The following is a 13,632-nucleotide window of genomic DNA, read 5'->3' as shown; positions in this document are numbered from 1 at the left end:
TAGATATATAGTCATATAAACTGTTAAAAATTTGTTTGGCTACCTGCCTGTCAAATAACCAAACAAAATTGTTACTCTGCTACTACTTGCTGAATAATACCATTCACTAAAAGATTTTGTATCATATTCAGTTCTTCGTCCTCTTTGAATTGTTCCAAACAGGATAAAACAGAATACAGGGATTTTATAATTACCGTATGCGGAACCAAAAATACAACCCCTAAATCTTCCAATATCTCCAATATACGAATATCACTGTACATATGATTTTCAAAAATATCTGACGATATTTTTCTTTGCAGATAGTCCATTAAAGATAAATCAATCTGTGAAAGAATAGGCGAAGTAATCACCCCCGTTAAACTTAGCATGATAACGTCCTTTGCTAAATCTCTATGGTTCTTATACTTTTTCTTTTTAATGGTTGTTTCTATACTTGTAAATAACTCTTTTTGTAAGCGAAAATTGATTTCAATATATAGGTGTTCTTTACTGGGATAAAAAGCATAGAAAGATCCCTTTGATATGTTTACGGCGGCCACTAGATCATCAACCGTTACTTTTTTCAAACCGTGTAATGCAAACAGCTTTTCTCCCTCTATCAAAAGTTTATTGCTGATGATTTCTTTCTCTTGTTCTGTAAATCGTGGCAATTTTTATAACCCCCTTATGACTAAATTGTTAGTATCGTCATGAAAAGTATAACATTCACTGCTCATATTATCAATATACTATCCGAGATATTTATGCAATGTAGGTTCCAATGCGTTTATTGTAGTGTCCGTGTCCTCATTAAAAATCATGTGACGATTAAGCTCTAAAGCAAGTAATTCCTTTTGCGGTACATGAATTAAATCAAATACTTTGTTGGTATAATCAAAGCTAAAAAGCGGGTCGCCTTTGGCAGTAATTAAAATAACAGGACATTGTATAGCCCCATTCTCCAAGCACGATAAGTCAGCATTAAATAAGCTGCCGACAAATCTTAAAGGATAATAGGGTAAAAGCATAGGGTCATTTAAGCAATCTTGTTTTGCCTGTTCACTATAAAATACTCTGTCATAGTCTAAATAAGCGTCTCCTGGAACCTTGTAGTTAGGCAGCAATTTTCCACCTACACGAAAGCCCCACTGTATCAGCCCCATAAAACGGTGCGACCATGCGGGATATTTTGTTAAGCTCATAGTTTCTTTTAATGTAGTCAGCATGATATTATGTGGAAAAACGGCTTTTAACCTTGTGTCCCTCCCCGCCGCCATTGCAGCTAAAATCCCGCCTTGACTGGAACCCATGACAGCTATGTTTTCACCGAAATTTTCTATTCCGTAAGTTGTTGCGTCATATACATTATGCAACATATCTTCCATTATATAATTTTTTTTGATTTTAGGGCTTTTTCCGTGTGAAAGATAGTGAACACCTATTATATTAAACCCTCTTTCGCTCAATCCACATAGAAAATTCTCATACATGAGAGGGTGTGACATAGTACCCGGCAAAAAAACAATGGTAGGACTACTTCTTTCTGTATACCAAATAGAAAGTGTTATCGGAACATTATTTGAAGAAATGCCAACTTCTTTATACATACACAATACCACCTATATGACTGATTTGATTTTATAGTCATATTATAGCTTATTGCAAGCAGAAAGTCAATAGCTATAAATACATACCATATTGCTGTGAGAATATCGAATCCTCACGGTGGGATTGTGTACTCACTGTGCAATCCATATCCGCAGCAAAATGCCCACTCATGGTATTTTGTGAGCCTCGCCGAACCACGGACAACGATGTAAGGAGATTTACTATCTTCTATATATACACAGCCCCTCCTCTTGACAAACCCGTTTTAAATGAATATAATGTACTTGTACGATAAGTACAATTATGGACATAGGAGGGACATTGTGGAAATTATCATAAGCAGCAATACGAGCAAGCCGATATATGAGCAGATAACTTCACAGATAAAAGCCCTGATTATGAGCGGAGAATTACAAACAGGCGACCCTATTCCCTCTATGCGGGCGTTGGCAAAATCTATCCATGTAAGCGTGATTACCGTTCAAAAAGCGTATGAGGATTTACAAAGGGACGGATTTATTGAAACAACTATCGGCAGAGGAAGTTTTGTATCGGCACAGAATAAGGACTTTTATCAAGAGGAACAGCAGCGATTAGCAGAGGAACATTTACAGGAAGCCGCTGATATTGGACGAACAAGCGGTATATCGTTGAAAAAACTGATTGAGCTTTTATCGCTTTTTTATCAAGAGGAGGAGTGACTATGGACGCTATTTTACAGGTTGAAAATCTGACAAAACAGTACGCCGGTTTTATGTTAGACCATGTTTCGTTCTCTGTTCCCAAAGGAACTATCATGGGGCTTATTGGCGAAAATGGAGCCGGAAAAAGTACAACGATCAATGCAATTCTTGACCTTATCCATAAAGACGATGGTACAGTTACTTTTTGGGGACAGGAATTATCCTCATCAAGTCAGCTTAAAGAGGATATAGGTGTTGTTTTCGACGGCATCAATTTTTATGACACTTTGACTCCTGCCAAAGTCGGAAAAATCTCAAGTGCCGCCTATAAACAGTGGGACGAATATTTATATCAGGATTTTCTGAATCGCTTTCAGCTTCCATCAGATAAAGAGATTAAAACACTCTCCAAAGGAATGAAAATGAAATTGTGTATAGCCGTTGCGCTTTCCCATAAGCCAAAGCTGCTGATTTTAGATGAAGCTACCAGCGGTCTTGACCCTGTGATGCGGGATGATATTCTTGACGTATTTCTTGATTTTGTGCAGGACGAAAACCACTCCATTTTGATGTCGTCCCATATCACAACCGATTTAGAGAAGGTTGCAGATTACATTACTTTTATCCATCAGGGTAAAGTGCTTTTTTGTAAAACAAAAGACGAACTTCGTTACCACTATGGTATTATCCGTTGTGGAGCTGCAATGTTCGATCAGCTCGATAAAGATGAGATTTTGGCATACCGAAAAGATGATTACCAATGGAATGTGCTTGTAGCAGATAAAGGAAAAGCCAGAAGAAAATATAAAAATGCAGTAGTGGACGACGCAATAATCGACGATATTCTGCTGCTGTATGTGAAAGGAGAGCAAGCCAGATGAAAAGCCTTATTTTGAAAGATTTATTCAATATCGGCCACAATGCGAAATCCATGCTGTTCATTCTCGCGGTTTTTGCCGTTGCGCTTATCCCATTTTCCGGCGTAGAGGGATATATATTTGTATGTGCAATTTTGTGCAGCATGATGATCGTAACAACCTTTTCTTTTGATGACAATTCCAAATGGACGCGATATGCCATGATAATGCCTGTTTCAAAGAAGGAGTTAGTGGTTGGGAAATTTGTTGTATTAGCAATCTTTTGTGCTGTCGGCAGCCTGTTTGGTCTGGTGATTGGTTCCATCAGTGGATTTGCTATGAGAAAAATCACTTTTGACTTCGCGGGAATTGGAGAGCTGTTATTTTTGGCTTTGGCAGCATGGGTGATCTCCCTGATCTTTGGAAGTATGTCAATGCCTCTTGTGTTCAAATTCGGAGCCGAAAAAGGCCGTGTGCTGCTGTTAGTATCATTCCTCATTCCGGCAGGGATTTGTTTTGGGATATACCAGCTTCTTACCATACTGGGAGTTGAATTGACAGACCAGCTTGTGTTTATCCTTCTGTGCTGTTCTCCGCTCCTTGCATTGGCGTGGTGCTATGTAATGTACCAAATCAGTTATCATATCTTTTCAAGACAGGAACTTTGATTTTAACCTATACAGGAGGCATTTTTTATGGAAAGCAAGAGATTTGAAATTACAGAAACCGAGGGAAGCGTTAAGGGCTTTTATGTGGTAGTAGATAAAGAAACCGGTGTTAATTACCTTGTCGCAAAGTTTGGAACGGGCGGGGGTATTTGCCCATTAGTTGACAAAGACGGAAAGCCCCTCGTGACAAAATAAAGTAATCGAAACGAAAAGCGGAGAGAAAATCACTCTCCGCTTTTCGTTTGGAAATGACGAATATCATCAGTATACCAGTTCAGTTAGTCATGAAATGCAAAAATTGAAATATGTATTTGGGTACGGTTCATCTGCCAGAACATAATGCCACCATTCGTTACAATAGGCTTCAAATCCGCTGCTTTCCATAATATGACACAGACATTCCCGGTTTCTTGATTCCGCTTCTGTCAGACCGCTTGCAGTATGATGGGACCGTTCATCCATAAAATCAAAGTCACCGCCCATAGGAACAAGCATACCAGTATCTAAATAAAAAATCGTGAGATCAACTGCACCTCCGCGGCTGTGGCTGGACTGTGAAGCCACATATCCCTTTGTAACCATCTCATTCCTCTTTATATTTGGGTAATACCGCTTTTTCGTCAGATTGTTCTCCGGGAGTGACGCCCAGTGTAGAAAACAATCTACGGCACACTGAGGGCGATAACCGTCCCATAAGAGTAGACCATATCCTTGTTTTCTGGCAAGTTTTTGAGCTTTGCGTAAAGCAGCTCCCAACTCTTTCGTTCCCACAATACGGTTTACCGTATATCCGTCCACCGGTTTACCAGTGAAATTATCCCATGTGGCATATTTGGCGTCCCAACGGACACCGGGCAGCATTTCATCTAAAAAAACAAAATTCTTTTCCATCGTGTTTACCTCCTGAGAGCCAGTTCAATCAAACGGTCAATGAGTTCCGAAAGGGTAAAGCCTGCCGCAGTCATCATGCGGGGATAGCGGCTATACGAAGTAAAACCAGGCATGGTATTCACTTCATTGAGGACAATTTGCCCGTCCTCCCGCAAAAACAGGTCAATGCGGGCCAAGCCTCTGCACCCAAGTGTCTGATAAATCTTCTTAGCTGTTTCCTGAATCTGTTCCCTTACCTTTGTCGGAAGGTCAGCCGGAACTTTGATCGTTGCATTTTCAGACCCCTTTTCTGGCTGTGCTTCCTGGTGAATCTTAAAGAATCCGTGTTTCAGGCTGATCTGATCGACCTCGCCAACAATTAAGTCAGTACCATTTCCCAATACGGCGCAGCCGACCTCACTCCCGGAAACCGCCTGCTCGATCAATACTTTTCTGTCATATTGCTTTGCTTCATTTATCGCTGCACATAAATCCTCCGCTTTATCTACCTTGTTTACGCCAAAGGAAGAACCAGAGCGTGCAGGTTTCACAAAAAGGGGAAAACTAAACTTCTCTGTTTCCGGGCTGCCGCCGTCCTGGATGAGCTGGAAATTGGGGGCTTCGATACCTGCATTTTTTACAACGGTATAAGCAAGCGATTTGTCCATGCAAATCACGGAACTTTGAATATCACAGCCAACATAAGGAATACCCGACAGTTCGAGCAGCCCCTGTATTGATCCATCTTCCCCAAATTTGCCATGAATCATTGGAAATACTACATCCACAGGCTGTATTTCATATCCATCATCTTTTTGTATCAGCAGGCCATGCGTATTTCTTCCCGGCGAAAAGACGACCGGATATTTTGCATATCGTTCCCAATCCAGGCAGGGCTTTTCGCACAGTTTCCAAACGCCGGATTTTGTGATCCCAATATAAAAAGGCTGATATTTTCCCGTATCTATGTTTGCGGCAAGCTCTATTGCAGATTTTATCGAGACAGTATGTTCCTCTGAGCAGCCCCCAAACAGGACCGCAACGTTTATCTTATACATTTCCAAGACTCCTTTCAAAATTCAGACAATTCCGAATCGTATTGCTCACTGTGTCAACCAACACCCGTTCCGTATGGTAGGCAGTATGCGGCGTAACAATTACATTTGGCATCCTTTGTAGGGCCGATAAAAAGGGATGTTCTAACGCCTTGTGCGTGCAGTCATAATAAAAAACCCCTTCTTCGCCTTCCAGTACATCTAAGGCGGCGCCTCCAATTCTCCCATCTGCCAGCGCGTCTACCAATGCCTCGGTGTCCACTAAAGCGCCCCGCGCTGTATTGATAAGAAGCGCCTCTTTCTTCATCATTTCTAATTGCTCACGGCCAATCATATGGAAAGTATCTTCTGCCAGTGGGACATGAAGCGTAATGATGTCGCTTCTTTGCAGCAGTTCACGAAACGGAACATAGTCTGCTCCTGCCTTACGATTGCGGTCATATGCCAGCACCCTACAGCCAAATCCCTTCAGGCGTTCCATCACTGCCTGTCCGATCCGTCCTGCCCCTAACACGCCAACCGTCATATCCCGCAGTTCCTTCCCGCGAAGGTTATTCAGGCAATAATCCTGTTTTTCTGTTCTGTGTATTACGGATTTTGTTCCACGCATCAGCATAAGCATCAGCATAATGGCATAGTCGGCGACGCTCCCTGGTGAGTATGCAACCGTGCCGATGGTCATTCCCATTTGCCCGGCTGCCTGTATATCAATATGGTTGAAACCGATACTCCGGGTGCAGATATATTTTACGCCGGCACTTTTCAGCGCAAGAAGGAGAGGTTCTGATAGTTCCGCTTTGTGGCTTATACTGACACACTGGCATCCTTCCGCTAATTTTGCATTGTTTTCCGATACGGCTTCTCCTATGAGTGAGACCGTAACGCCAAATTCACGGGAAAGTTTATGGAAAACCGCTGCTTCGTCCGGCTCACATCCAAAAACAGTAATATCAATCTTTTTCTTCATTGGTTCCCTCCTTAGTATTCTATTGGTTTTTAATTGCGTCGATAATATCAATGCTGTCCTGGAATCTGTCGTTCTCAGTGGAGCCCATGACTGCACAGATATAGGTGTTCCCGTTAATGACAGCAGCAGAAACGATACAGGCGCCGCCGAGACTGCTGGTTCCCGTTTTTAGGCCGATCACTTCTGGCCGATAATACTGGCTGTTTGGATTGAGAAGTTCATTTGTATTGTTGTAAGTGACTTCCCGGCCATTCGGCCATCTTTCATAAGACGAATAGCTTGCCACGATCTCCGAAATACAAGGGTCATCCAAACATGCCTTTGCAATAACCGCGAGATCGTAGGCCGTAGTATACTGCCCATCGGCGTCATATCCGTCCGGGACTACAAAGTTTGAGCTTTCAGCCCCAAGCGTCTTGGCCTTCTCATTTACTTTATCCATGAACACATCAATGGACTGCGCATCTGACAAGCCGTTATCTCCGGCAATTTTCTTTCCGGTATTCACCGCGAGCGTATAAGCTGCGTCATTGCCGGAGGGAAGCATAAGGGCAATTAAGAGCTGTCTGACGGTCAGGGTATCGCCCTGCATAAGCCATGCCCTTGACGAATCACCAGACATCATTTCAATTTCCGCGCCTACCCTCATTTCATCGTCCGGGGAACAATAGTCCAGCACTGTCAATGCTGTAATCATCTTAGCTGTGCTGGCCGGCGCAATTTTGTCTGTTCCGCTTTTCTGATACAATGTCTCATTGGTATCAGCATTGATTACAATAGCATTTGCCGCCGTGATGTCTACGGAAAGAGAATTGCTTAAGTCAAGGGACGGGGAAACCGTCTTGTTTTGTCCGCTATCCCCAAGAGAATAAGCCTCATTATTTTGAGTAACCTTTTTGCTGGGGATAGGGGTTTCTTTGCCGCTCCTTATCAGATTCACAATTCCGAATGCTGTAACGGCTATGAGTAAACAGAGCACGATACATACAGCTCTGTAATAACCCCCTTTTTTCTTTTTTGATTTCCTCCGGTTCCTGTTATCGTAGTTTCCGTTATTGTTCTGATATTCCATCGTTATCCCAAACTCCTTTCTGGAAGTAAAAAAATCGCTCCACCCGATATATAGCATATCAGAATGGAGCGATTTATGTTTTCGCTTTCCTTTGCGGATAATATATGATTTTTAGCGGAATTTCTTACGATTTTCCTACGAGCGGCAATGATACCTCAAAGCAGGTAAAGCCGTCCGTACTGTGGGCGGTAATCTGCCCGTGATGAAGTTCAACAATCTCCTTTGCAATGGCTAGTCCCAGGCCGGCTCCGCCAGTGGTTGAACTTCGTGATACATCCAGGCGGTAGAATTGCTCAAATATTCTTTCTAATCGTTCCTGCGGGATTGTATTTCCCTCATTTACGACTTTAATCAGCACTTGATCTTCTATTTGCTCTGTAATTATCTTAATGCTTGTATCTGCATTACAATAGCTGACAGCGTTTCGCAACAGGTTATCAAATACACGCTGCATCTTGTTTGCATCACACGAAACAAAAATATCCGGCTGCATTTCAAATTCCAGCTTGAGGTCTTTCCCGGCCAGCATCGGCTTAAACTCATATGCCAACTGTTCGAGCATCCTCGTCAGATTGATTTTGCCGTATACAAGCGTAATACTGGAAAGATTGAACCGTGTAATCTCAAAAAATTCGTTAATCAAATCTTCAAGGCGCTCTGCCTTATCCAATGATATGGTTAGATACCGTTCCCTAAGTTCATCGGAAATCTGGCCTTCGTCCCTTAACAGGGTCAAATATCCGATCACCGATGAAAGAGGGGTTTTTAAGTCATGGGCCAGATACATAACAAGGTCATTTTTCCTTTGCTCTGCAAGCTCGGCGTCCGATTTTCTTTTCGTCAGGGTATGCCGTATGGAATTTATCTTTCTTTCTGTTGAGGCAAGTTCTGCCGGAAGGGCAATATCCTGGGCATCTTCATTCACCAGGGAATCAATTCCACGGTTGATCTCCTGAAAGTATTTTGAAACATTGCCCACAAACATGCGAAAAATCACAAAAAACACACCCAGAACCGCCAACAGGAAAAGCCATATCTCATATCTCTTGAAGGTTCTAAGATAGACAGACACAGCCTCGTCGCGGTCATAGTAGACAAAGCGTTCTAAAAAGCCTACTACGACATTTGCAAAATTTCCTTTTAAAATAAACAGATAAACAACCGCTATAATCAGAAGGGAACAAACCATCATGAGCAGCATTTTGATGGATAATCTGTTTTTGAAAAGCAAATAATCATCTTCATAATTTGTTTTCTTTTTATTTTTCAATGGTATATCCCACTCCCCACACAGTTTTTATGAATTTCGGATTTCTGGCCCGTTCGTTCATTTTCTCTCTGAGACGTCCGATATGGGCCATAACGGTATTATTGTTATCAATGTATTTTTCGCCCCATACCGCTTCAAATAATTCTTCTGTTGAAACAACCTTACCCTGGTTTTCACACAGATACCAGAGAATAGAGAACTCCGTTGGCGTCAGCCCGAGCTCTTTTCCAAACAAGATACATTTATGGCTGATCTTGCTGATCGTCATTCCTCTTATATCGTATTCGCTGCGTTCATCCTCCTGTTTGAGTGATGGTTGCCTGTATCTCATGTACTGTCTTAACTGCGCTTTTACTCTGGCAACCACTTCCAGAGGATTGAAGGGTTTGGTAATATAATCATCTGCAACGGAGAGCCCCATGATTTTATCCCCATCTTCAACTTTTGCCGTCAGCATAATCACAGGAAAATAAAATTTCTCCCGGATTTTCTGGCAAATTTGAAAGCCATCAATATCCGGGAGCATAATATCCAATATGGCTAAATCCAGAGGGGTGGACTCAATACACTTTAACGCATCCGTGCCGTTATAAAATTTATAAACGGTATATCCATCGTTTTTCAGATAGACTTCCACTAAATCGGCCAACTCTTTTTCATCATCAACCACTAAAATTTTTTCATTCATTGCATTACTCCTTACTGCTTCGATCAATATATCTTTATTATGTGCAAAAATGCTGTCACATTATCAGCCGATGGTAGCATAATTACAGATAATCGTCAAGGGAGCTTATTTCTAATCTTGACGATTACCTACATAAAGCGAAGCAGATAGCTACGGCAGCCACACCTTAAACACATTCAACTGCCGTCTGATTTCATAGTTTAAATTACGGCACTTCAAATTTATATCCAACGCCAACAACGCTTTTGATGTAGTCCGGGGAATCCGGCGTAATTTTCAATTTCTTCCGCAGATTACTTATATGATTATTGACTGCCTTGCGGGAGTAATAGGAATAATCCTCATTCCAGACCAATTCCATAATCAGCTCATAAGTAAATACCCGCTTCGGGTGTGTGATCAACAAAGCAAGGATGTCAAATTCCTTAGCGGTTAATTCAATTACCTGCTCGCCAATACATACAAGCCGTTGTTCCTGGCAGAAATATAAATTGTTCATTTGAATCTCTGTGAACGGTTCATCAATGACTGTCTGCACCTTATAAGTTTCGGGAATGGCACATGGGCTGTCAGCCAGATTATTCTGTTGTTTTTCGGAATCAAGAAGATAGTTTACTAATTCCCGACGCTGACGGGCGTTTAACAGAACAAGCAGCTTTTCCGCAATTCTACCGCCCGGTTCAGATATATCAAATACAGCTAATTTCCCATGTCGCCGCCCCCTTTCCGTAGTGTGGGTATTTATTCTTTTACCATCAACTAATATTCCTGTTGTATTCCAGCGTTCTATGCAAAAAGCTCATTTTAATCGTTATAAAGTTTGCTATATTGTTTCGGAGTCACTCTGGCATATTTTTTGAAAAAATTATTGAAATGGCTTTGGCTGCTAAAGCCGAGCTGATAGGTTATGTTTGATAAATCTTCTCCGTCCTTCAGCATTTTTTTGGCTTCTGTCATTTTAATACATTCAATAAAACGATAGGGGGATATACCCTTTTCTCTCGTAAACATACGTATAAAGTGGTACTTGCTAAAACCGGTAAAGGAACTCAAATCGCATAAAGAAATGTTTGTGGCATAGTGCCTTTCAATATACTCGCAAGCACGTTCTACACCATCCGAAATTTCCTTTTGTCCGCATTTCAATGGTTGAGCATAATCTGCAACCAAATCACCGATAATCATATAAAGCAGCTCTTCCTTTTGCAGATCACAATACGATCCATTTTCAATTAAATCAATCAACTCTTTGATTTGCGGAATAAGGTCGCTCTGGTGAACAATCTGCGGATCAAAATACGGGCATATAGCATATCCTATACATTCCAATGCCAATTCTTCCATGCGTTCGGTAGTGATGTGAAAACATCTAAAATCCAACAGTTCTTTTTCCAATTCTAAGCAGGTATGATTGTCATTCGGGTTAAAAAGGAGCAGATCATTTTTCCCTATTGTATACTCCTTGCCTTGACATATTACCCGTCGGCTTCCGCTTTCTATATAGCCCAATTCATAGTAATCATGAAAATGCGGAGATAAGTTTTCTATCATTCCTGTCAGTGTTAATACCTCTATATTAAGTTTTTCGTCAAAAACAATTCTACTGCCAGCGTTATCCATAAGTCACCTCCATAAGCTACCTCCACAAAGTTGTCCCGATAATATCATTATAGTTTATGCGCATCTCGTTTTCTTGCATAATGTTGCTATCTTTATCAGGGCTTGTCGAATATTATGTTTCCATTTCCTGTTATGACTGTATGCGCTTTCTGAGATTGATGAGGCTAAATACATCATCCATAATTTCTCTATCCTTTACATCCAGCATCAACCACTTCTGTCCATTTCCGGTTTTCGTGTTTTTGAATACCGTCTGCACATAGTCGGAACATAGCGGCATAAGAAGCTCTGCCTCCGTAAGTTCACGACTTCCTACAACCACGAGAGCGATAAAATAGCCTTGCATCGGATAGAGCGTACAAAGAGACTTTCCACCTTTTTTATACTTAATATTCCAGCCAGCCTGCATGGAACAGCGGCTGTGTTCCATGCAGGGCTTGATCTGGTAGGCGGACTGGATACGCTCATTAAACTCCGCCCATAACGGACTGCCGATATATTCTGTGACCTGCTCCCACGTAGGCGGCGTTACATTTGAATAGAGCAAATTCCAATCCATTCTTATTTTCCTCCTTAGCTTTTATTTTTCAGCGGCAGGGGTTTAACCCAAATTTCCATGTAGGCCATGTCCTCCGCATCTCTGTAATACTTCTCTGCAGAGAAGGGCTCTGTGGTCAGGCTGTGGTGCTGCAACCATGTACCAAAAAGGTACTTGCTGGCCTGATCCAAAGCTACCGTCACCAAATCCTCAAAATTTTCTGCTTCGACTCTGCAAACGATGTATTCTCCTGCCGAGAGTTCTCTCTTAACAAAACCATCCTGCAGCCGGTCCGGAATATTTTGAACAAGACCGCCTGCAAAATAAGTGAAAAGGGGTTGTGCAGTACCTTTCGCATGGGACATTCCCATTTCTACATTAGTATTTAGATTGGCTACGATTGAAGCCTTCTCCATGTGGTAGCGCTTCCAAAGCTGCCCTGGCACATCTACACCTGTGCTTTCTCCAACTGGTATTTGTTCAGAAATGCGAACTTCCGTTTCCAGTCCGAAATAAATTTCCGGTTTTTCCAATGTCTTTCTCTGAATCTCCAAGACAATATTTCCTACCACTAGCGGAACCCCTTCGTCTACCAAAACGTAATTCATAGAAACTTCCGGCTTGTCGAATGTATTGAGCATTGGTAAATCCCTTCTGTAGTTTTCAGGCGTAATCCCATACGTTTCCTTGAAAGCTCGTGTAAAATTCGCATGGCTTGAAAAACCATAGTCCAAGGCAGCGTCAAGAATCCTCTGTTCGGTACTTTTCAGATTTTCAATAACCTTTGCCAAACGGCGGAGCTTCACATATTCCTGAACCGGTTTATTTACCAGCCGCCTGAATAAGCGCTGAAAATAAAAGGGGGACAGGCCGACAGTATTTGCCAGTTCTTCCGTTGAAATTTCTTTTGTCAGGTGTTCCTCGATAAAAGTCAAGGATTGTTCGATCGCTTCATATGCGTGCATTGCGGCACCTCCTATATTTGATGTTCAAATTATATCATTTTATTTTTTGCCAGGCTTTTCACGCAATGCGCTTTTTGATTAAGAAAATGCACTTTGTAAAATAGAGACATGGAATAAGGGCTGCTGAACGACAGCTTTTTTCTTTTGCCGTCGTTCAGCAGATTGGGGCTATATGGATTTAGTTTTTTCGGAAAAAGCGTTCACAGTGCTCGTAAGGGGGTAGCCCCTTATCGGTGATTTCAATATAATCAGCTTTAATCATACCGTACAAATAGTAATCGCAGTATGTGTTTACCATTTTACCCTCACGGATTAGTCCCTCACGCTTGAAGCCTGCTTTTTCCAATGTTTTATACGATGCCATATTTTGCGTGTGAACATCAGCCCATAAACGTTGTAGTTCCGTTTCTTCAAAGCAGAAGATAGCTACTCTCGCCAGCGCTTCTGTCATAAACCGGTTCCCTTGATAGGCAGGTGAAAGACGAAATGCCACTTTTGCCATGCGGTCATTCTCAATGAGATATACCCACATATCACCAATAACTTTATGATCCTGTTTGTAGACAACACCCCAATGAAAACTTTTCGTAGGTTTTTCTGGTTTTTGGAAAAGTAATTCCGGATTTAAGTCGCTTTTTCCGGGGCGTTTGCCCCAATACTGATAAATGGAGCTGTCGCCCAGCCATTCTTTCAAATCCGCAACATCTTCTTTTCGCAAGGGGCGCAGGATAAGCTGCTCCGTTTCAAGAACAGGTTTATCCTGAACAAAATCCTGTAATTTCATAAGCC

17 protein-coding genes are annotated in these 13,632 nt (G+C 41.8%); 4 read left to right on the top strand and 13 right to left on the bottom strand.

The genetic code is table 11. The features are described 5' to 3' along the window. Positions 1-71: 71 nt before the first annotated feature. Together U8T64_RS11610 and U8T64_RS11605 are read right to left on the bottom strand one after the other, a co-directional pair. The gene (locus U8T64_RS11610) at positions 72-653 is read right to left on the bottom strand and encodes a TetR/AcrR family transcriptional regulator (protein WP_213540037.1); all 582 of its coding nucleotides are present in this window, start codon (positions 651-653) and stop codon (positions 72-74) included. A gap of 78 nt (positions 654-731) precedes the next feature. Next, positions 732-1,589: an alpha/beta hydrolase gene (locus U8T64_RS11605; RefSeq protein ID WP_213540038.1), complete on the bottom strand. Its 858-nt coding sequence runs from the start codon at positions 1,587-1,589 to the stop codon at positions 732-734. 324 nt (positions 1,590-1,913) lie between these two features. Here U8T64_RS11605 and U8T64_RS11600 point away from each other — a divergent pair, with 324 nt between their 5' ends. The 4 genes from U8T64_RS11600 to U8T64_RS11585 are packed head-to-tail and all read left to right on the top strand — an operon-like array spanning position 1,914 to position 3,993. Then, the gene (locus U8T64_RS11600; RefSeq protein ID WP_016220536.1) at positions 1,914-2,291 is read left to right on the top strand and encodes a GntR family transcriptional regulator; all 378 of its coding nucleotides are present in this window, start codon (positions 1,914-1,916) and stop codon (positions 2,289-2,291) included. Positions 2,292-2,293: 2 nt separating this feature from the next. Further along, the gene (locus U8T64_RS11595) at positions 2,294-3,154 is read left to right on the top strand and encodes an ABC transporter ATP-binding protein (RefSeq protein ID WP_213540039.1); all 861 of its coding nucleotides are present in this window, start codon (positions 2,294-2,296) and stop codon (positions 3,152-3,154) included. Next, positions 3,151-3,798: an ABC-2 transporter permease gene (locus U8T64_RS11590; RefSeq protein ID WP_213540040.1), complete on the top strand. Its 648-nt coding sequence runs from the start codon at positions 3,151-3,153 to the stop codon at positions 3,796-3,798. The genes U8T64_RS11595 and U8T64_RS11590 overlap by 4 nt, the downstream gene beginning before the upstream one ends. Before the next feature lie 27 nt (positions 3,799-3,825). After that, positions 3,826-3,993, top strand: a complete 168-nt coding sequence (locus tag U8T64_RS11585) for a DUF6440 family protein (protein ID WP_016220533.1) — start codon at positions 3,826-3,828, stop codon at positions 3,991-3,993. An 87-nt stretch (positions 3,994-4,080) separates the two neighbouring features. Here U8T64_RS11585 and vanX read toward each other — a convergent pair whose 3' ends face one another. From vanX to U8T64_RS11530, 11 genes are all read right to left on the bottom strand, one after another. Next, positions 4,081-4,689: a D-Ala-D-Ala dipeptidase VanX gene (gene vanX / locus U8T64_RS11580; protein ID WP_213540041.1), complete on the bottom strand. Its 609-nt coding sequence runs from the start codon at positions 4,687-4,689 to the stop codon at positions 4,081-4,083. Positions 4,690-4,694: 5 nt separating this feature from the next. After that, positions 4,695-5,726: a D-alanine--(R)-lactate ligase VanD gene (vanD, locus tag U8T64_RS11575; protein ID WP_213540042.1), complete on the bottom strand. Its 1,032-nt coding sequence runs from the start codon at positions 5,724-5,726 to the stop codon at positions 4,695-4,697. Further along, entirely contained in the window at positions 5,719-6,690 is a 972-nt protein-coding gene (gene vanH-D, locus U8T64_RS11570; RefSeq protein WP_213540043.1) for a D-lactate dehydrogenase VanH-D, read from the bottom strand. Before vanH-D ends, vanD begins: the two co-directional genes overlap by 8 nt. Before the next feature lie 19 nt (positions 6,691-6,709). Then, a complete protein-coding gene (vanY-D, locus tag U8T64_RS11565) occupies positions 6,710-7,819 on the bottom strand; it encodes a transpeptidase-like D-Ala-D-Ala carboxypeptidase VanY-D (protein ID WP_404852196.1) in 1,110 nt (369 codons plus the stop codon). Between the two features lie 67 nt (positions 7,820-7,886). Beyond that, positions 7,887-9,032: a vancomycin resistance histidine kinase VanS gene (gene vanS, locus U8T64_RS11560; RefSeq protein ID WP_213540045.1), complete on the bottom strand. Its 1,146-nt coding sequence runs from the start codon at positions 9,030-9,032 to the stop codon at positions 7,887-7,889. Further along, positions 9,022-9,720 carry a vancomycin resistance response regulator transcription factor VanR-D gene (gene vanR-D / locus U8T64_RS11555; RefSeq protein ID WP_213540046.1) on the bottom strand — a complete coding sequence of 233 codons (699 nt, stop codon included), beginning with the start codon at positions 9,718-9,720 and terminating at the stop codon, positions 9,022-9,024. The genes vanS and vanR-D overlap by 11 nt, the downstream gene beginning before the upstream one ends. 205 nt (positions 9,721-9,925) lie before the next feature. After that, complete coding sequence (locus U8T64_RS11550) at positions 9,926-10,219, bottom strand: winged helix-turn-helix domain-containing protein (RefSeq protein ID WP_244976534.1); 294 nt, start codon at positions 10,217-10,219, stop codon at positions 9,926-9,928. A 305-nt stretch (positions 10,220-10,524) separates the two neighbouring features. Further along, entirely contained in the window at positions 10,525-11,340 is an 816-nt protein-coding gene (locus tag U8T64_RS11545) for an AraC family transcriptional regulator (RefSeq protein ID WP_322183635.1), read from the bottom strand. Positions 11,341-11,470: 130 nt separating this feature from the next. Beyond that, complete coding sequence (locus U8T64_RS11540; protein ID WP_213540048.1) at positions 11,471-11,899, bottom strand: DUF3788 domain-containing protein; 429 nt, start codon at positions 11,897-11,899, stop codon at positions 11,471-11,473. Between the two features lie 14 nt (positions 11,900-11,913). Continuing rightward, a complete protein-coding gene (locus U8T64_RS11535; protein WP_213540049.1) occupies positions 11,914-12,843 on the bottom strand; it encodes an AraC family transcriptional regulator in 930 nt (309 codons plus the stop codon). Positions 12,844-13,021: 178 nt separating this feature from the next. Beyond that, entirely contained in the window at positions 13,022-13,627 is a 606-nt protein-coding gene (locus tag U8T64_RS11530) for a GNAT family N-acetyltransferase (RefSeq protein ID WP_213540050.1), read from the bottom strand. Positions 13,628-13,632: the final 5 nt, after the last annotated feature.

This window comes from Neglectibacter caecimuris (assembly GCF_034335015.1).
In the GTDB taxonomy this organism is placed as follows: domain Bacteria; phylum Bacillota; class Clostridia; order Oscillospirales; family Acutalibacteraceae; genus Acutalibacter; species Acutalibacter caecimuris_A.
This window is presented reverse-complemented; position numbering and strand designations above follow the sequence as displayed.

What these genes read in the sequence shown, in the direction of transcription:
- U8T64_RS11605 (WP_213540038.1), bottom strand. Translation starts at nt 1,589, where the DNA reads ATGTATAAAGAAGTTGGCATTTCTTCAAATAATGTTCCGATAACACTT.
- U8T64_RS11595 (WP_213540039.1), top strand. Translation starts at nt 2,294, where the DNA reads ATGGACGCTATTTTACAGGTTGAAAATCTGACAAAACAGTACGCCGGT.
- U8T64_RS11590 (WP_213540040.1), top strand. Translation starts at nt 3,151, where the DNA reads ATGAAAAGCCTTATTTTGAAAGATTTATTCAATATCGGCCACAATGCG.
- U8T64_RS11585 (WP_016220533.1), top strand. Translation starts at nt 3,826, where the DNA reads ATGGAAAGCAAGAGATTTGAAATTACAGAAACCGAGGGAAGCGTTAAG.
- vanX (WP_213540041.1), bottom strand. Translation starts at nt 4,689, where the DNA reads ATGGAAAAGAATTTTGTTTTTTTAGATGAAATGCTGCCCGGTGTCCGT.
- vanD (WP_213540042.1), bottom strand. Translation starts at nt 5,726, where the DNA reads ATGTATAAGATAAACGTTGCGGTCCTGTTTGGGGGCTGCTCAGAGGAA.
- vanH-D (WP_213540043.1), bottom strand. Translation starts at nt 6,690, where the DNA reads ATGAAGAAAAAGATTGATATTACTGTTTTTGGATGTGAGCCGGACGAA.
- vanY-D (WP_404852196.1), bottom strand. Translation starts at nt 7,819, where the DNA reads ATGCTATATATCGGGTGGAGCGATTTTTTTACTTCCAGAAAGGAGTTT.
- vanR-D (WP_213540046.1), bottom strand. Translation starts at nt 9,720, where the DNA reads ATGAATGAAAAAATTTTAGTGGTTGATGATGAAAAAGAGTTGGCCGAT.
- U8T64_RS11550 (WP_244976534.1), bottom strand. Translation starts at nt 10,219, where the DNA reads ATGAACAATTTATATTTCTGCCAGGAACAACGGCTTGTATGTATTGGC.
- U8T64_RS11545 (WP_322183635.1), bottom strand. Translation starts at nt 11,340, where the DNA reads ATGGATAACGCTGGCAGTAGAATTGTTTTTGACGAAAAACTTAATATA.
- U8T64_RS11540 (WP_213540048.1), bottom strand. Translation starts at nt 11,899, where the DNA reads ATGGATTGGAATTTGCTCTATTCAAATGTAACGCCGCCTACGTGGGAG.
- U8T64_RS11535 (WP_213540049.1), bottom strand. Translation starts at nt 12,843, where the DNA reads ATGCACGCATATGAAGCGATCGAACAATCCTTGACTTTTATCGAGGAA.
- U8T64_RS11530 (WP_213540050.1), bottom strand. Translation starts at nt 13,627, where the DNA reads ATGAAATTACAGGATTTTGTTCAGGATAAACCTGTTCTTGAAACGGAG.